Below are 18,490 nucleotides of genomic sequence, written 5' to 3'. Positions count from 1 at the left end.
AATGTCCCCTTTTCTTTTGTAAGTTATAAATCTAGCAATTACTTATTCGACTATTCTCATTTCATATTCTGTTTCCTCAAAGTGTAATTCAGGCGGACGCTGCTTGAACATTTTCGTTAGATGTAGAAGATAACCGAGCCCGATGAGCAGCCAAACACTCCCCAAAGTCATGGAATGAATGTCTAGCTTCGTCCAAAATAAAGCCGTCGTGCCGGCGCCCATTAACGGGATAAGCATATATAGCAATAGACCTTTTATTGAACGTTGTTTCTTTTTAATAAAGTAATGGACAAACACTGAAAGATTCACGAAAGTAAAAGCGAACAAGGCACCAAAATTAATAAAGGAAGTAGCTGTCTCTATACTCAAAAACAGAGCGCTCGTCGCAATAGCAGCAATAATTAATATATTATAAACAGGTGTCTGGAACTTGGCTGAAAGGTGACCGAATATCTTGTTTGGAAGGATGTTTTCCCTTCCCATTGCATATAGGATACGCGCTCCGCTGCCGCCGGAGGCGACGGCTGAAGCAATACTTGCTGTTACAGTTACAGAGAGAAAGAAAGCATTTAAGAAATTTCCCCCGGCGTACATAAAAATCTCAACAGCAGCTGATTCAGGATCTTTAAATGTACTGAAGTTCGGGAAGATAGACTGGGCAAAATAAGTAGAAGCAACGAACAATGCTCCACCTATCAAGACAATCCCATAAATCGCCTTGGGCATGACTCTTTTTGGATCTTTTGTTTCTTCCGCTAAAGTGGTTATGGCATCAAAGCCTAGAAAACTAAAACAAAGAAGAGGAACAACCGCTAATAAACTTGCAAATTTAACTTCTGGATCAAAAAATGGAGCAGATGTGAAAAGCTCTCCGCTTCCTTTTCCTTCTAAAAGTCCCTTTATACATAAAAGACAAAAAGCCACGATAAAAAGAATTTGAAAAAAGACAAGGAGTGCATTTACATTCGCCGCAATCTTAATCCCAAAAATATTGATAGCGGTTACAATTACGATGAAAGAAAGAATGCATACGCCGATAGGAAGAACCGGCAAGTAAGCATTCACAAAGATTCCAAAAAGCAAGGCACTGATCATAGGGCTGAATAGGTAATCCAGCAAAATCACCCATCCCACAAGAAAACCAAGTGATGGATTGATTCCTTTTTGCACAAACGTATAAGCTGACCCTGTGATCGGAAATTCCTGAACCATCTTTCCGTAACTATATGCAGTAAACATCATGACAATCAAGGCAATCATATAAGCAACTGGTATCATTCCGTGTGTGCTTTTAATGGCAATGCCGTATGTTGTAAAAACAGTAATCGGAGCCATAAAAGCAATCCCAAATAAAATTACATGGCGCAACGTGAGCGAGCGTTTCAATGCTGGAGACCTATTCATGGTGAAGCCTTTCCTCCCTATGAATACAATTTGAGGAGCTACCTATTTTTTTACGTGTGTTTCTTTCGAGACTACTTAGCTAGAACGTTTTCCTTGTTTTTATCTTTAATATTTAATGCGGTAAGGCTTGCAAATTCATGGACAAGTGTAGCCGCTAACAAGGACGTAATCTGCGTTGGATCGTAAGTAGGTAGCACTTCTACCAAATCAAAGCCAACATAATTGAATCCTGTGAGGGAGCGAACCATTTTCAATGTTTCGAGACTATTAAAACCGCCCACTTCCAATGTTCCTGTTCCTGGAGCACAAGAAGGATCCACAAAGTCAATGTCAAATGTTAAAAAGCACGGTGTGTCGCCAATAACCTCTTTCATTTGCTTTAGCACACTCTCGAATCCGCGTTCATGAAGTTCAGGAGTTGTGATTACCTGATATCCTAAATCATAACTCGCTTGCATGTCTCCTGGGTGATTTAATGTTCCTCGAATACCAATTTGAAATACTTTATCTGGTTGCAGCAATCCTTCTTCATGCGCCCGGATAAACGGGGAACCGTGCCAGTACTTCTCCTCGTAATATGTATCCCATGTATCTGTATGGGAATCAAAGTGGATTAAAGCAACCGGTCCATGTATTTTGGCTGCAGCGCGAAGGTTAGCCAGCGTCACAGAATGGTCTCCTCCTAAACCAATAGGAATGATTCCTTGCTTCATTAAATCGACCATCGCATTTTCGATCAGTTCATAGCTGCGATGGATATTATGAGGGATAACGGGCACATCTCCTATATCAATGGCATTGCAATCATCGAACGGATATACCTCATGAATCGGATGATAAGGAAAAAGTGTCATTGAGGCCTGGCGAATAGCTTGAGGTGCAAAGCGCGCTCCAACGCGAAAAGAAGCAGCTGTATCAAAGGGCATTCCTAAGATCGCCAGCTTTGCATTTTCATTTGAGGAAGGCAAACGCATAAACGTGCCAGTCGTACAAAATTCAGGCTTTACATCAGGTGAAAGTGGATATTTCATTTTTGTCAGCTCCTATTGTTATAAAATGTTACTAACTACCGGTAGTTAGTTTTACTATAAAACCAGTTTGAGGAAAAGTCAAACTATTTTAAACTTTTTAAAATAGTTTTCTGTGTGGACCCCACTATTTTAGAACGGAAAACATATTGATTCGTTTTCCGCTCTGTCCACAACTTTTATTTTGAGATAAATAGAGTTTTTTTACATTTCATCCGGCGCTTCAATACCAAGCAATGACAGCCCCGTCTTTAGAACTTGAGTGACAGCCAAAACGAAAGCAAGGCGAGATTCCTTCTGTTCATCCTCCTGGAGCACTTTCACTTCTGCGTAGTATTTGTTAAAAGCTTGCGCCAGATCAATAATATGCTTGGCAACTCGTGAAGGATCAAAGGTCACTACTGCTTTTTCAATCACTTCTGGAAATGCCATCAGCAGGCCGACCACTTCCCACTCTTTTTCACCGGACAATCGAATAGACGTTTCTTTCTCAGCATTCCAGCCAGCCTTTCGCAGAATAGAACAAGCCCTTGCATGCGTGTATTGCACATATGGCCCCGTCTCTCCCTCAAATCGCAAAATATCCTCCAATGAAAAGTCAATGTCGTTCATTCGATAATTTTTCAAATCGTTAAAAATAATGGCACCCACACCAACTTGTCTCGCTACTTCTTCTTTATTCGACAGGTTGGGATTCTTCAGTTCGACATTCTTTTTGGCAAGGGCAATAGACTCCTGCAGCACTTCTTCAAGCAAAACCACCTGTCCTTTTCTCGTCGACATCTTCTTGCCGTCTTTACGCATCATACCAAACGGCACATGGACCAGGTCGTCCGCCCAGTCAAAGCCCAATTTTTCCAATACAGCTTTTAGTTGTTTAAAGTGCAGGCTCTGTTCTCCACCCACCACATAAAGGGCCTTTTCAAAATCGTACGTCTCTTTGCGGTAAAGAGCGGCTGCCAGATCCCTTGTGGCATACAAGGTCGCTCCGTCCGACTTTTTAATCAGGCAAGGAGGGAGATTCTCTTCTTCCAGCGACACGACTTGAGCTTGCTCTGACTCCATAAGCAACCCTTTCTCCTCTAGTAAATGGACGACCCGGTCCATTTTGTCATTGTAAAATGCCTCTCCTGCGTATGAATCAAAATCAATGCCCAGCAGTTCATAAATCCGTGAAAAGTCCTTTAGCGATTCGTCTTTAAACCACTTCCACAGCCTAGCTGCTTCCTCGTCGCCGTCTTCGAGCCTCTTAAACCATTCACGCCCTTCCGCTTCCAACTGGACGTTCGTTTCTGCTTCCTCATGAAACTTTACATACAAAGAGAGCAGTTCCTTAATCGGGTTTGCTCTTACTTTAGCTTCATCTCCCCAATTTTTGTAAGCCGTAATCAGCTTGCCAAATTGCGTGCCCCAATCACCGAGGTGATTAATTTTCACAGGCTTGTAACCGCACTCGGCTAATAAGAGGGCAAGGGAATGGCCGATCACCGTTGAACGAAGATGCCCCATGGAGAATGGCTTGGCGATATTAGGTGAAGACATGTCAATGGCAATAGTTTTTCCTTTTCCACTGTTTGATGCGCCAAAATGATTTTTTTTCGCTAATACCTCTTCCAGCACTTGAGCAGTTACTTTTTGTTTGTTCAGAAACACATTAAGATATCCCCCAGCCGCCTCTACTTTCTCAAAAAGCGGAGAATTTACTTTTCGGCTCATCTCTTCGGCAATCAACTGTGGCGACTTCCGCTCAATTTTCGCCAGGGAAAAGCATGGAAAGGCTAGATCCCCACGTTCCAAATGCTTTGGCTTTTCAATTAATGGCTGCAAGTGATCCTTCGCCATTCTTCCCTCTAATGCCTCATACAGAGCTTGTGCAAATTCGTTACTATACATCATCATCATTCTCTCCTTATGATAAAAATAAAGAAACTCCCGTCTCTTCATGAAGAGACGGGAGTTTCTTTCCCGCGGTACCACTCTTTTTGTTCCATAACGGAACCGGCTCATCTTTGGTAACGGAAATACCCGGCTTGCCCTATCACCATCTTTTCAGACAAGCGTCTCAGAAGTGCGGTTCGTCATTTGATTTCGACCAGGCTTTCACTATCCCTGATTCGCTAAGTCCCTCATAATGATTACTCTCTTCCTCATCGACTTTTATATTTATAAATTCAATTTTTATCCCTTATATTTTTTACACTTTTGCAAGATTTGTGCCAAATTCTAAAACTCGTCAAATGAATAAAAAGTCCTTCATCATCTAATTTTCCTATTCACTTCATAATAATTTATGCAAAAATGAATAGAATTAACAAAAAATAATGTATTAAATAAACCTAATAATAGTTTAAAATATATTTTTAAAAGCTCGCCTTTTCCTTAATTAATTTAAATTTATTCTCGTCCTTCTCTTAGAGTTGGCACAAAAATTGTAAGAATGTTTGGAGATTTCAAATTTATGCTACAAAAGGAGGATGCACCTTGAATGAAAACATTCGTCTAAAGAAATCCTTAAAGTTATGGCAAGTGGTCATGATTGGGCTGGCCTACATGGCCCCTATGGTTGTATTTGATACATTCGGGATTGTGTCAGACATTACTGGCGGCCACGTGCCTGCCGCTTACTTTATCGCTTTGGCGGGGATGCTGTTCACAGCAGCCAGCTATGGAAAGCTTGTCAAAGTCTTCCCCTCAGCCGGTTCAGCCTACACGTACACTCAAAAAGCCATTAATCCTCATCTCGGATTTTTAGTCGGCTGGTCTTCGCTGCTTGATTATTTATTTTTACCAATGGTCAATGCTTTACTGACTAAACTTTATTTGAATGCTTTATTTCCGGCCGTGCCTTCATGGGTATGGGTCGTCGGTTTTGTCGGGCTTGTCACGCTAATAAACGTGCGAGGCATCAACATTCTTGCCAATTTTAATACACTCTTTGTTTTAATACAGATTGCCATTATGGTTGTATTTGTATTTCTTGTTATCAGAGGGCTTAGCAATGGTGAAGGAACCGGTCAACTGTTAACATCTCAGCCTTTCTTTGGTGATAGCATGGAAATAGGGCCTCTCATTGCCGGAGCAACTATTCTCTGTTTTTCTTTTTTAGGGTTCGATGCGGTTACCACCTTATCGGAAGAAACGCCTGATGCAGTGAAAACGATTCCAAAAGCGATTTTCTTCACGGCGCTTTGGGGCGGCATTATTTTCATTCTTACTTCTTACTTTATTCAGGTGTTTTTCCCTGACAATTCCAGATTTAACGATCCGGAAGCCGCTCTTCCTGAAATCGCTTTATATGTGGGAGGCGCTTTGTTCCAATCCATCTTTCTTGGCATTACCTTCGTCAATACACTCGCATCCGGACTCGCCTCTACAGCGAGTGTGTCAAGGTTGCTGTATGTTATGGGAAGAGACAATGTTTTTCCGAAAAAATGGTTTGCTTATCTTCACCCAAAATGGCGTACGCCGATGTTTAATATTATTATTGCAGCAATAGTTTCTTTATCAGCGATCTTTCTTGATCTTGTGACAGCTACCTCGCTCATCAATTTTGGCGCCTTGATCGCTTTCACATTCGTTAACTTATCTGTCATTAGCTACTTTGTTATTCAGAAGAAACAGCATAAAACAGTGAAAGGATTTGTTAATTATTTGGTTATGCCCTTAATTGGAGCTGCGATTGTTGGTGTGCTATGGGTGAACTTGGACATCCACTCTCTAACATTAGGAATCATCTGGGCACTCATCGGCTTTTCCTACTTGCTGTATATGACGAAAGGCTTCCGAAAACAACCACCACAGTTTGCTGGTGAACAAAATGAGATTTTAGCAGAATCCATTGCTCCAAGAGCAGGAAACGACAAGTAAAATAATATTTCAAAATAAGGATCTGTTCCTGACGAGTGTTTATTGGTGATCCGGTCAACGATATAAAAACCAATATTAATAAAAAAAGGGCTGACCTGAAAAACGGTAAAAACCGGCTTTCGGGTCAGCCCTTTTTGCATTACAAACCAAAATAAGATACAGCAATTGTTAAAGCAAAAAACAAAATCGCTAACACAACCGTTACACGGTGCAAGACTAAATCAATCCCCCGTGCTTTCTGTTTACCAAAAAGCTGTTCCGCTCCGCCGGAAATCGCCCCGGACAACCCGGCACTTTTTCCAGATTGCAGCAGCACAACAGCAATTAACGCAATCGATACAATCACAAGCAGAGTTACTAACAAAGTGTGTAGCATGTTTCTACCTCCATGAACGAGCATACGAATACACCAAGTTTAACACAAAAAAACAAAAATGTGAATAAAATAACAAGAGGCCAGCTTCCCATCACTTAAAAAGATGGGAGGCTGGCCCTGATTTTCCTTATTTTTTCAAGTTATAGAATGTTTTATCGCCTAAGTATTGAGCAAGCTCTCCAAGCTGGTCTTCAATGCGAAGAAGCTGGTTATACTTAGCTACACGGTCTGTTCTGGATGGTGCGCCTGTTTTAATTTGACCGGCATTTGTCGCAACAGCGATATCAGCAATTGTTGCATCTTCCGTTTCACCGGAACGGTGGGAAATAACGGCTGTATAGCCTGCACGTTTAGCCATTTCAATAGCATCAAATGTTTCAGTCAATGTACCGATTTGGTTTACTTTAATAAGGATAGCATTGCCTACTCCTTGTTCGATTCCTTGAGCAAGTTTCTTCGTATTCGTTACGAATAAGTCATCGCCGACAAGCTGAACTCTATTTCCAATGCGTTCAGTCAGCATTTTATGGCCTTCCCAGTCATTTTCATCTAAGCCATCTTCAATAGAGATGATCGGATACTTAGAAACCATTTCTTCATACCAATCCACCATTTCCGCAGAAGTTTTCACAACTCCTTCTCCGCTTAAATGATATTTACCGTCTTCTTTATTAAAGAACTCAGAAGAAGCAGCATCCATTGCTAGTTTCACTTGTTCTCCAGGTGTATAACCTGCTTTTTCAATCGCTTCAATAATGGTTTGCAAGGCTTCTTCGTTTGATTTTAAGTTTGGAGCAAATCCGCCTTCGTCACCCACTGCAGTGTTTAGTCCTTTTTCTTTTAAAACGGCTTTTAAGCTATGAAAAATTTCCGCACCCATACGAAGTGCTTCTTTAAAGCTTTCTGCTCCAACTGGCATGACCATGAACTCTTGAATATCAACGTTGTTATCCGCATGCTCACCGCCATTTAGAATATTCATCATCGGCACTGGCAGTTGTTTAGAGTTCACACCGCCAAGGTATTCATATAAATGAACACCGAGGAAATCAGCAGCGGCATGAGCTACAGCCATAGACACACCTAGAATCGCATTGGCTCCAAGCTTGCCCTTATTGTCTGTTCCATCTAATTCAATCATGGCACGGTCAATACCAATTTGATCCAGTACCTCAAAGCTGCCGACTAGTTCCGGCGCGATTACATCGTTCACATTTTCAACTGCTTTCAGTACCCCTTTGCCAAGATAACGGCTTTTATCGCCATCACGCAGCTCTACTGCTTCGTACTCTCCTGTAGAAGCGCCGGATGGAACAAGCGCTCTTCCAAAAGCTCCGGATTGTGTGTAAACTTCTACTTCTACTGTTGGATTTCCACGGGAATCTAACACTTCACGTGCGTAAATATCAGTAATAATTGGCATAACATTCTCTCCTTTTTTACAAAACATTTATTTTTTAATTAGAGATGTACCCGTCATTTCTGCTGGCTTCTCTATTTTCAGCAAATCAAGCATAGTTGGTGCCAAGTCACCAAGAATGCCGCCTTCTCGCAATTCGATGCCTTTCTTTGTAACAATGACTGGCACTGGATTTGTTGTATGAGCCGTCATCGGCTCCCCTTCTAATGTGATTACTTCATCAGCATTTCCATGGTCTGCAGTAATAATCGCAGCTCCGCCTTTGGAAATAATTAAATCAACGATTCGTCCCAGACACTCATCGACTGTTTCTACCGCCTTGATTGTTGGCTGCAACAGCCCTGAATGGCCAACCATATCAGGATTAGCAAAGTTTAAAATAATGGCATCCTGACGGTCATTATTAATTTCATCAAGAAGCGCTTCTGTTACTTCATAGGCGCTCATTTCTGGCTTTAAATCATAGGTCGCTACTTTCGGGGAATTTATTAAAATTCTTTTTTCTCCCGAAAATTCTTTTTCTCTGCCCCCGCTCATAAAGAACGTAACATGCGGGTATTTTTCCGTTTCCGCAATGCGCAGCTGGCTTAACCCATGAGCAGATAATACTTCCCCGATTGTATTGGTCAGGTCGACATTGTTAAAAGCAATCACACCTTTAACTGTCACACTGTAAGGGGTCATACAAACGAAGTAGAGATTTTCCGGCAGCTGATCGCCACGATCAAACCCTTCAAACGCTTCATTTGTAAACACATTTGATAATTGAATCGCCCGGTCTGGTCGGAAGTTGAAAAAGATGATGGCATCATTATCTTCTACTTTCGCCACCGGCTGGCCCGCTTCATTTGTTAACACAGCTGGCACTACAAACTCATCATAAATGCCATTTGCATAAGATTCCTCCACCACTTCAAGTGGATTCTCAAAAAATGGTGCTTCGTTGTAAACCATAGCGCGGTATGTTTTCTCTACCCGATCCCAGCGCTTGTCCCGGTCCATTGCATAATAGCGGCCGGAAATGGTGGCAAATTGGCCCACTCCATATTCCTGCATTTTTTCAAGTGTTTCTTCAATATATCCCTTTGCCGTCTGCGGACCGACATCACGGCCATCTAAGAATGCATGAACATATACCTTCTTAAGCCCCTCTTGTGCCGCAAGCTTTAACAAAGCAAATAGATGCTCAATATGGCTATGAACGCCGCCGTCAGATAACAATCCAAACAAGTGAAGAGCGGATCCATGCTTCTTCGCATGTTGAATCGCTTGCAAAAAGGCTTCATTTTTGAAAAATTCTTTTTCACGAATAGAGATATTAATGCGTGTTAAATTCTGATAGACGATACGGCCAGCCCCAATGTTTAAATGGCCTACCTCAGAATTTCCCATTTGGCCTTCAGGAAGACCTACCGCTTCCCCACTCGCTGTTAAGGTCGCATGGGGAAACTGCTCCCAATAGCGATCAAAATTTGGCTTTTTTGCCTGGACTACTGCATTTCCTTTTGTCTCGGCCCGGCAGGCAAAGCCATCCAAAATAATCAATGCAACAGGTGATTTAGCCATGGTTGACAGCCTCCAGCAGTTGCAAAAACGAAGCAGGCTCCAGGCTGGCTCCGCCTACAAGCGCACCGTCAATATCCGACTGAGCAATAAATTCACTAATGTTAGTTGGCTTTACACTGCCACCGTACTGGATGCGCAGACTATCAGCTGCTTCCTGTGAAAACTTTTTGGCGACTGTTTGGCGAATATGAGCACATACTTCATTCGCCTCTTCTGCTGTGGAAGATTTACCTGTTCCAATGGCCCAAATTGGCTCATAGGCAATAACAACTTCTCCTGCTTGCTCTGCTGTCAAACCAGTGAGCGCTTTTTCAATCTGGCTTGCAACCAAACGGTTTGTTTCCCCATTTTCACGTTGTTCAAGTGTTTCACCACAACATACGATTGGCGTGATCCCCGCTTTGAAAGCAGCAAGCACTTTTTTATTCACTGTTTCATCTGTCTCATTAAACAGTTCACGGCGTTCAGAGTGACCAATAATCACATATTTTACACCAAGATCTGCGAGAGCTTTCGGACTAATCTCACCAGTGAATGCTCCGCTTTCTTCAAAATGCATCGTTTGGGCACCAATCTCCACATCGGAATCTTGTACCGTCTGAACAAGCTGGTCTAAAAACAGAGCAGGAGCACAAATGACACTATCGACTACGACAGCATCCGGCACGAGGTTTTTTACTTCTTCAGCAAAACTCTTTGCTTCTCCTGCTGTTTTATGCATTTTCCAGTTGCCTGCGATAATAGGTTTGCGCATAAAGCTTCATCCTTTCTTTATTTTCATAGATTTTACTTGTCGTCTAAAGCTACAATCCCTGGAAGCTGCTTACCTTCCATGAATTCAAGCGAAGCACCGCCACCTGTTGAGATATGGCTCATTTTATCAGCCAAATGAAACTTTTCAACCGCTGCTGCAGAATCTCCGCCGCCAATGACTGAATATGTACCTTCTGCTTCCGCAAGAGATTTGGCCACTGCCTTTGTTCCTTCAGCAAAAGCATCCATTTCAAATACACCCATTGGTCCATTCCAGATCACCAGCTTGGATGAGTTGATAGCTGCTTGATAAAGACTGCTCGTTTTCGGACCAATATCAAGCGCCATCCAATCCGCTGGGATGTCTTCGATGTCGACGACTCTTACTTCTGCGTCTTCAGAAAACTTATCGGCAACCACAGCATCAATCGGCATTAGAAAGGCAACACCCTTTTCTTCTGCTTTTTTCATAAATTGCTTTGCCAGTTGAATCTTGTCTTCTTCAAGCAGTGACTTCCCGATTTCATAGCCCTTTGCTTTAACAAACGTAAAAGCGAGACCACCGCCAATGATTAAATTGTCCACTTTATCAAGCAAATGATCAATGACATCAATTTTATCTTTCACTTTAGCGCCGCCAATAATTGCGGTGAAGGGCCGCTCCGGATCAGATAACGCTTTACCGAGAACATCTAGCTCTTTCTCCATAAGGAAGCCTGCAGCTGCTGGGAGATGATGGGCAATCCCCTCTGTTGATGCGTGGGCCCGGTGAGCAGCGCCAAAGGCATCATTAACGTAGAGATCAGCAAGTGCTGCAAATTGCTTTGCTAACTCTTCATCATTTTTTTCTTCTCCTGGATAGAAGCGGACATTTTCCAGCAATAGGACCTCTCCGTCTTTCATTGCGGCGATCTTTTGCTGAACTGCTTCTCCAAAGGCTTCATCGACTTTTTTTACCTCTTTGCCAAAAAGCTGGGACAAACGGGCTGCCACAGGCGTTAAGCGTAATTCTTCTTTTACTTCGCCTTTCGGACGGCCAAGATGGCTTGCCAAAATGACTTTCGCCCCTTGGTCGGACAAATATTGGATGGTTGGAAGCGCTGCCCGAATACGTGTATCATCCGTTACGACACCGTCCTTCATCGGCACGTTAAAATCCACACGGCAAAACACACGCTTTCCTTTCACATCCAAATCTTTCATCGTCTTTTTGTTCATCTAAAAAGGTCCTCCCTCTTCAATAGAAAAATAAATAAAAAGGAGGGGGATCTTTTTTCCCCGCTCCCCTTTCATCCCATTTACATTATAGATGTTGGGTTATCATTTTCCAATAAAGATATTGAAAAATATAACACATTTTCTTATTAGTATCACACTATTCGAATTAGAGACCTTTTTGAGCAATATAATCAACAAGATCGACCACTCTGTTAGAGTAACCAGTCTCATTATCATACCAGGATAGCACTTTCACCATATTGTCTTCTAGCACCATAGTAGATAAGGCGTCAATTGTAGAAGAAGCAGTGCTTCCATTATAATCACGTGAGACAAGTGGTTCCTCACTGTAAGCAAGAATTCCTTTCAACTCACCTTCAGCTGCCGCTTGCAATGCATCATTTACCTCCTCAGCCGTCGTATTCGTTCTTAGTTCAGCAACCAAATCAACAACAGAAACATTAGGTGTTGGCACACGCATCGCCATGCCGTTTAACTTGCCTTTTAATTCAGGCAGCACGAGCGAAACAGCTTTCGCCGCTCCTGTTGTTGTCGGGATAATATTCTCTGCTGCCGCACGTGCACGTCGATAATCTTTATGAGGCAAATCTAGAATTTGCTGATCATTTGTATAAGAATGGACAGTTGTCATCATGCCACGCACAATACCAAATTTATCATTTAGCACTTTTGCAAATGGTGCCAGACAGTTTGTTGTACAAGATGCATTAGAAAGGACATGATGGTTGGCCGGATCATACTTATCTTGGTTTACACCCATTACAATTGTGATATCTTCATCCTTTGCTGGTGCTGAAATAACAACTTTCTTTGCTCCTGCTTCTAAATGCTTTGCAGCGTCTTCCCGTTTTGTAAAACGACCAGTTGATTCAATAACCACTTCTACGCCAAGCTCTCCCCAAGGAAGAAGGGCAGGATCACGCTCAGCGATTACTTTTACTTTTTTGCCGCCAACAACAATATATTCTCCCTCTACGGCGATATCTTCTTCTAATGTGCCGTGTACGGTATCATATTTCAAAAGGTGGGCGAGCATCTCTGCATCTGTTAAATCATTCACCGCTACCACTTCTATAGAAGGATTTTTCAACGCCGCACGAAAAACGACACGTCCAATACGTCCAAATCCATTAATACCAACTTTTACTGTCATATAAATCGCTCCCTCTTCAAGTTATTAAAAATTTTATAGTGAACAGCCTTTGAACATATATCAGCTGTTTATTTGACTCCAACAAAATTATTGTTCAGCTAATAGCTGCTCAGCTGCCGCTTCATCTGTGATGAGCACTGTAATCTTCGGTGCTCCTCGCAGATAAGAACGGATGGCTTTTCCTTTTGATGTTCCGCCAGCGACTGCAATCACATCATGGGCGGAGGCAAGATCATCGAGCTGCAAACCAATTGTTGACACTCTATGAACAATTTCTCCCTCTTCATTAAAGTAATAACCGAACGCTTCGGCAGTTGCCTTTCCGTCTTTAACTTTCTGAAATTCCTCTTCAGGGGTGTTTCGGCGCTTCGCCATCGTAATTGCCTCACCGATTCCATGCAAGACGAGAGTAGAAGACTTAATAAGCTCAAGCACTTCCTTAATAGTTGGCTCTTTTAAGATCGACTCATGGGTTTCCCGGCTAATTTGATCAGGCGCGTACAACAATTTATGTTTGCTGCCTGTGTTCGCTGCCATTTTTGCTACGATGGAGTTTGCCTGATTTAAGAGATCTTCACCAAGTCCCCCTCTTGCTGGTACAAAAACCACGTCCTTTTGGCCAGCAAAATCTGCTGTCATTGCCTCAGCTGCTTCGAGCGTTGTTGTTCCCCCTGTTACTGCGATGATATTATTTGCCAGTAGACGCTGTTTTATACTATTTGCACATGCTTTTCCAAGCTCTTTTTTTACCCAGGAGGATTGATCGCTGTCTCCATGAACAATGATTACTTCATCCAGCCCGAACTGCTTTTTCAGCTTCTCTTCCATCGTATGTATACCCTTTATACTGCCCATCAACTCCTGTAATTCTTCAAGAACAGACATACCTTCTTCTGTTAGAACCATGCCGGTTGTGCGGTAGTCAATTAAGCGCTGTGCTTTTAAAAAATCCACCTCTGCTCTAAGTGTTCGCTCTGTAAATCCGAGCGATTGCGCTAACAATCTTCTGCCAACTGGCTGTGACAAGCGGATCGACTGCAAGATTTCATATCTTTTTTGTAAGACATCAAGCAAATCAGGCACAATTTTTTTTTGAATATCAATAATTGTTTGCATCTGAAACCCCTCGTTTGAAACAGGGACGTTTTTTGTCCCTTTCATTAAAATCATGTCCCACCCAGGATAAAAAAATAAATCCCTGTTACACCAAACATTCTAACAGGGAAGGTACTGAAAAGCAATTGATATGAATTTTCTTTAATGAATAATCTAGGAATCAAGCTTAAGTCTAATGGTAGGATAGTCTACATCCCCAAATTGCACAATTTCTCCATCTAATTCAATAACCGGAATCATTAAACCATACTTTTCAGTTAACTCATCACTTTCATCAATGTTAATTTCACGAACATGAAACGGCGTTTCTTCCCGTACCAGTTCCAACGTACGCTTCGCTTCTTCGCAGAGCCGGCATTGGGGCCGCGTATAAAAACAAACTTCTTTCATCCGTTTTATTCCTCTATTCTCAGTCGTATCTTTTTCTTTTTGATGAAGAAGGAATAAAGAGCTGATCCCGATACTTTGCAACCGTTCTTCGTGATACTTTCCATCCTTCTTCTTTTAGAAGATTACTAATTTCTTGATCGGAAAGCGGCTTTTTCTTATCTTCGCCGTTAACAAGCTCAGTAATCTTTGATTTTACCTGTGCAGCTGAAGCCGTTTCTTCTGTCCCGCCGGACAAGCCTGCTGGGAAAAATGTTTTTAATTCGTATGTGCCATAGGGAGTCTGCATATATTTCCCCCGAACAGCCCGGCTGACAGTTGATTCATGAATCTCAAGCTCATCAGCAATTTCCTTCATTGTGAGCGGCTGCAAGCGGCTAGGCCCATAGAAGAAAAAATCTTTTTGCTTTTCGACAATCTTTAGGCCGACACGCTGAATCGTTCTTTTGCGCTGCTCTAGACTTTTTAAGAGCCAAAGATAATCTTTCTGCTTATCTTTCATAAATTCCTTTAACTGCTCATCTTTATGGCTTGCCAGCTCGTCAAAATAATCTTTCTGAAACACAATTTTCGGCATTTCATCTTCCAGCAAATGCACTTCAATAGAATCGTTTTTGAGCGCAACCGTTAAATCGGGACGGACATAGGTTGGCTGTTCATAGTGAAAACGAGAGCCAGGCTTTGGATTGAGCTTTTGAATAAAATCAGCAGCCTCTTGAATCTCCTTCACGTCAACGCTCAGCTTTTTGGCAACAAGACGCCAATTTTTCTCAGCAAATTCAACAAAGTAATCTTTAATAATAGCTGGGACAAGCGGTGGCACATCTTTCATGCGTTCGAGTTGCAAAAGCAAACAATCTTGTAAATTCGCCGCTCCAACACCCGCAGGTTCCAAATCGCGAATTAACTCCCATACCTCTGCCACCGCCTCTTCGTGACAGCGACACATTTGTGTAGCCTCTTCAACTGTAATCGACATATAGCCGTTTTCATCCATATTATATAATAAAAAATCAAGTATGCGCCTTTGATCCGCAGTCATCGGCACGATCGAAAGCTGCATTCTTAAATAGTCTGTAAGTGTCTGGGAGTGATCAGCTAAATGCTCCACCCAGTTTTTGTCTTCTTTCTTTTCTAGTCTCCCTTTGCGCGTTCCTGCCTTCTCTTTCGGCTGAAGCGCTTTCATTTCGGATACTTCTAATTGAATAAATGGATTCTCCATTGTTTTCGCTTCTAAAAATTCGGTTAACTCCTGGGCAGAGTATTGCAGCAAAGCAATTGCTTGTGTTAATTCCTGAGTCATCGCGAGTTTCATCGTTTGCTGCTGCCAAAGTCCGGGCTTTAAATGCATACTCAAGTTCCTCTCCCCCTTCCTACTCTATTATACAACAGGATCAAAATTTGAGAATGAAAATTTAGAATTTTTCACTCACTGCGTTACATAAAACGGGGAAGTCACAGCAAAATAAATTAAACGATCCGCGTCAGAGTAAGGTTTTCAGCAACCAACTAAGGAAATCAAGCCGCAAAGAAAAAGTTCTAAAATAAAGAGTAGAAAACCTTTATTTTGTTAGTTCTATAACATAAATGGATATTATATACTTTTTAATGGGTTTACATAAAAAGTTAGATAATGAGCAGCCCATCTATAGTTCCTCGCTCGCTATTTAGCCTTTTGGTCAAACAGCTAGCTTATCGCTTGTTTGACTTCCCTTTTTATGACGGTCCTTTCATAACTGATCGTTGTTGATGGCTAGAGAACTATGCATCACTATTTGACCTAACAAAAAAAACCCACAGCCTCATGGCACTAAGCCAGGAAAACTGTGGAGCTTTGCTTGCTGTACGCCCTCGGCAGGAATCGAACCCACATCTTAAGAACCGGAATCTCACGTGCTATCCGTTGCACCACGAGGGCTTAATCAGTACACTACAAAATTATAGCGGAAACCTTTAGCAAAAGCAATCATTATTTGAAAGTTTTCTCACAAATAAGTTCTGTTGCTTTTCTTACAGGTTTAGCAGGAATTCAAGTGGGTATAATAGAAATCTATGAAGAAGAATCATTTTCCAAATAAGCCATATTATTTGACCTTAATTGACCATCAATGTATGATACTACTACATAAGAATTTCTAACTATTTCATTTTTCAAGGAGGAAAGAAAATGAATTTAATCCCTACAGTTATTGAACAGACGAATCGCGGAGAGCGTGCTTATGACATCTATTCACGCTTATTGAAAGACCGCATCATTATGCTTGGCAGTGGAATTGATGACAATGTAGCCAATTCTATCGTATCTCAGCTCTTGTTCCTTGAGGCAGAGAATCCAGAAAAAGACATCTCCATTTATATTAATAGCCCAGGCGGAAGCATCACTGCCGGCATGGCTATCTATGATACCATCCAGTTTATTAAGCCGGATGTTCAAACGATTTGTATCGGCATGGCAGCATCTATGGGAGCTTTCCTGCTGGCAGCTGGAGCAAAAGGCAAACGCTATGCTCTTCCAAACAGCGAAGTCATGATTCACCAGCCTCTTGGTGGAGCACAAGGACAGGCAACTGAAATCGAAATTGCTGCTAAACGCATTCTCTTCTTGCGTGATAAATTAAATCAAATTCTAGCCGATCGCACTGGACAGCCGCTTGAAGTGATTGCCAGAGACACAGACCGCGATAACTTTATGACTGCTGAACGCGCACTTGAGTATGGTTTGATTGATAAAATTTTGACACGCAACGAACTTCCTAACAAGTAAAATAAAAAAGGCTGCTCTAAAAACCAGCAACCCGCTGGCTTTGGAGCAGCCCTTTTGCTTTCTACATGGATATAAAGTCATCGGTTGAAGAAATATGATGTCAAAGTATTTATGTAGTGGCCACCGGGCTTTGCACATCTGTAAAACGCTTCTGCACATCGCCCGCTATTTTTAGTAGTTCCCTTCTTTTTCAACGAACTCAACAAGGGCTGCCATTGCTTCTTCTTCATCACGGCCGTCAATAGACAATGTCACCGTGCAACCGCGATTAATCGCTAAGCTCATAATTCCCATAATACTCTTAGCATTGACTTTCTTTCCTTCCTTTTCAAGATGAATTTCCGAAGAAAAGCGATTTGCCTCCTGAACAAATAATGCAGCTGGCCGTGCTTGCAGTCCTGTTTTCAATTGAACTTCTGTTGTTTTTTCAATCATAACTATCTCCTCTTTCAATTATTTATTAATTGGTTCATTTGCTCGTAGTTTTTCAGCGATTTCATCAATCTTGCGCAACCGATGATTGATGCCCGATTTACTGATTGCCGTGCCTGATACCATTTCACCAAGCTCTTTGAGAGTGACATCTTGGTGGGCTACACGCAATTCAGCAATTTCACGCAATTTGTCTGGCAATACATCCAAACCGACAGATGATTCAATAAAACGGATGTTTTCTACTTGGCGCAAAGCCGCACCGATCGTTTTATTTAAATTAGCCGTTTCGCAGTTCACAAGACGGTTAACGGAATTGCGCATGTCTCTCACAATGCGGACATCCTCAAAGCGCAACAATGCACTGTGAGCCCCTACAATATTAAGAAATTCGGTGATTTTTTCTGCTTCTTTTAAATAGGTGATAAATCCTTTTTTACGCTCGAGCGTTTTACTGTTTAAGTCAAAGCTATTCATCAGCTCGCACAAAGCATCATTATGCTCTTTGTAAAGCGAAAATATCTCTAAATGATAAGAAGATGTTTCAGGATTATTTACAGATCCTCCTGCCAAAAACGCACCGCGTAAATACGAGCGACGACAGCATTTTTTTTCAATTAAGGACGAAGATATATTGTGCACAAAAGAAAATGAATTTTCAATAATCGCTAAATCCTCAAGAATGTCACGCGCTCTTTCTTTTAAGCGAACGATATATATATTATTTTTTTTCAGTCTCATTTTCTTTCGTACGAGCAATTCTACTTCTACTTCATAGTTTTTCTTTAACAGTACATAAATTCTCCTGGCAATCGCTGCGTTTTCTGTCTGAATATTGACGACAAGGAGACGATTGGAGAAAGAGAGCGATCCATTCATGCGGATGAGCGCTGAAAGCTCGGCTCTAGCACAGCAATCCTTTACCTCCAGCGTCGTTAGCTCTTTCTTTGTTTCAGAAGCAAATGACAACTACGCCACCTTCTTC

General features: G+C 41.9%; 16 protein-coding genes, 1 tRNA gene and 1 other annotated feature. Of the genes, 2 read left to right on the top strand and 15 right to left on the bottom strand.

Going from position 1 to position 18,490, the window contains the following annotated elements; all coding sequences use genetic code 11:
- Window positions 1-42 precede the first annotated feature (42 nt).
- The 3 genes from MKZ02_RS05830 to argS all read right to left on the bottom strand — a co-directional run bounded on the left by MKZ02_RS05830 (window position 43) and on the right by argS (window position 4,328).
- Window positions 43-1,404, bottom strand: a complete 1,362-nt coding sequence (locus MKZ02_RS05830) for an APC family permease (RefSeq protein WP_340852397.1) — start codon at window positions 1,402-1,404, stop codon at window positions 43-45.
- 71 nt (window positions 1,405-1,475) lie between these two features.
- On the bottom strand, window positions 1,476-2,435 hold the full coding sequence (speB, locus tag MKZ02_RS05825) for an agmatinase (protein ID WP_120034650.1): 960 nt from the start codon (window positions 2,433-2,435) through the stop codon (window positions 1,476-1,478).
- 201 nt (window positions 2,436-2,636) lie between these two features.
- Window positions 2,637-4,328, bottom strand: coding sequence for an arginine--tRNA ligase (gene argS / locus MKZ02_RS05820; protein ID WP_340852393.1), 1,692 nt, complete (start codon window positions 4,326-4,328; stop codon window positions 2,637-2,639).
- Window positions 4,329-4,375: 47 nt separating this feature from the next.
- Window positions 4,376-4,592, bottom strand: a binding site (T-box leader).
- Between the two features lie 321 nt (window positions 4,593-4,913).
- Here argS and MKZ02_RS05815 point away from each other — a divergent pair.
- Window positions 4,914-6,299 (top strand): APC family permease, encoded by a 1,386-nt coding sequence (locus MKZ02_RS05815; protein ID WP_340852391.1) that lies wholly within the window; start codon window positions 4,914-4,916, stop codon window positions 6,297-6,299.
- A 139-nt stretch (window positions 6,300-6,438) separates the two neighbouring features.
- Here the strand turns inward: MKZ02_RS05815 and secG are convergent, their stop codons facing one another.
- The 10 genes from secG to MKZ02_RS05765 all read right to left on the bottom strand — a co-directional run bounded on the left by secG (window position 6,439) and on the right by MKZ02_RS05765 (window position 16,227).
- Window positions 6,439-6,675 carry a preprotein translocase subunit SecG gene (gene secG, locus MKZ02_RS05810; protein ID WP_340852390.1) on the bottom strand — a complete coding sequence of 79 codons (237 nt, stop codon included), beginning with the start codon at window positions 6,673-6,675 and terminating at the stop codon, window positions 6,439-6,441.
- Between the two features lie 127 nt (window positions 6,676-6,802).
- A complete protein-coding gene (gene eno, locus MKZ02_RS05805; protein WP_120034654.1) occupies window positions 6,803-8,098 on the bottom strand; it encodes a phosphopyruvate hydratase in 1,296 nt (431 codons plus the stop codon).
- Window positions 8,099-8,125: 27 nt separating this feature from the next.
- On the bottom strand, window positions 8,126-9,661 hold the full coding sequence (gene gpmI / locus MKZ02_RS05800) for a 2,3-bisphosphoglycerate-independent phosphoglycerate mutase (protein WP_340852389.1): 1,536 nt from the start codon (window positions 9,659-9,661) through the stop codon (window positions 8,126-8,128).
- The gene (gene tpiA, locus MKZ02_RS05795) at window positions 9,654-10,415 is read right to left on the bottom strand and encodes a triose-phosphate isomerase (protein ID WP_120034658.1); all 762 of its coding nucleotides are present in this window, start codon (window positions 10,413-10,415) and stop codon (window positions 9,654-9,656) included. The genes gpmI and tpiA overlap by 8 nt, the downstream gene beginning before the upstream one ends.
- 32 nt (window positions 10,416-10,447) lie before the next feature.
- Window positions 10,448-11,632, bottom strand: a complete 1,185-nt coding sequence (locus MKZ02_RS05790) for a phosphoglycerate kinase (protein ID WP_340852385.1) — start codon at window positions 11,630-11,632, stop codon at window positions 10,448-10,450.
- A gap of 166 nt (window positions 11,633-11,798) precedes the next feature.
- A complete protein-coding gene (gene gap, locus MKZ02_RS05785) occupies window positions 11,799-12,806 on the bottom strand; it encodes a type I glyceraldehyde-3-phosphate dehydrogenase (protein ID WP_340852384.1) in 1,008 nt (335 codons plus the stop codon).
- An 87-nt stretch (window positions 12,807-12,893) separates the two neighbouring features.
- Entirely contained in the window at window positions 12,894-13,922 is a 1,029-nt protein-coding gene (locus tag MKZ02_RS05780) for a sugar-binding transcriptional regulator (RefSeq protein WP_340852382.1), read from the bottom strand.
- Window positions 13,923-14,075: 153 nt separating this feature from the next.
- Window positions 14,076-14,312: a glutaredoxin family protein gene (locus MKZ02_RS05775; RefSeq protein WP_120034664.1), complete on the bottom strand. Its 237-nt coding sequence runs from the start codon at window positions 14,310-14,312 to the stop codon at window positions 14,076-14,078.
- Between the two features lie 19 nt (window positions 14,313-14,331).
- Window positions 14,332-15,660 carry an RNA polymerase factor sigma-54 gene (gene rpoN, locus MKZ02_RS05770; protein WP_120037928.1) on the bottom strand — a complete coding sequence of 443 codons (1,329 nt, stop codon included), beginning with the start codon at window positions 15,658-15,660 and terminating at the stop codon, window positions 14,332-14,334.
- A gap of 495 nt (window positions 15,661-16,155) precedes the next feature.
- Window positions 16,156-16,227, bottom strand: a tRNA-Arg gene (locus MKZ02_RS05765).
- A 249-nt stretch (window positions 16,228-16,476) separates the two neighbouring features.
- Here MKZ02_RS05765 and clpP point away from each other — a divergent pair.
- Complete coding sequence (clpP, locus tag MKZ02_RS05760; protein WP_120034666.1) at window positions 16,477-17,073, top strand: ATP-dependent Clp endopeptidase proteolytic subunit ClpP; 597 nt, start codon at window positions 16,477-16,479, stop codon at window positions 17,071-17,073.
- 171 nt (window positions 17,074-17,244) lie between these two features.
- On the opposite strand, the gene MKZ02_RS05755 is transcribed toward clpP, so the two are convergent.
- On the bottom strand, window positions 17,245-17,508 hold the full coding sequence (locus MKZ02_RS05755) for an HPr family phosphocarrier protein (protein ID WP_120034668.1): 264 nt from the start codon (window positions 17,506-17,508) through the stop codon (window positions 17,245-17,247).
- Between the two features lie 18 nt (window positions 17,509-17,526).
- Window positions 17,527-18,474 (bottom strand): DNA-binding protein WhiA, encoded by a 948-nt coding sequence (gene whiA / locus MKZ02_RS05750; protein ID WP_340852378.1) that lies wholly within the window; start codon window positions 18,472-18,474, stop codon window positions 17,527-17,529.
- Window positions 18,475-18,490: the final 16 nt, after the last annotated feature.

This window comes from Pseudobacillus sp. FSL P4-0506, assembly GCF_038003025.1.
In the GTDB taxonomy this organism is placed as follows: Bacteria; Bacillota; Bacilli; order Bacillales; family Domibacillaceae; genus Pseudobacillus.
Note: the sequence above shows the minus strand (reverse complement) of the source record. Positions and strands in the feature narration are given on the sequence as shown.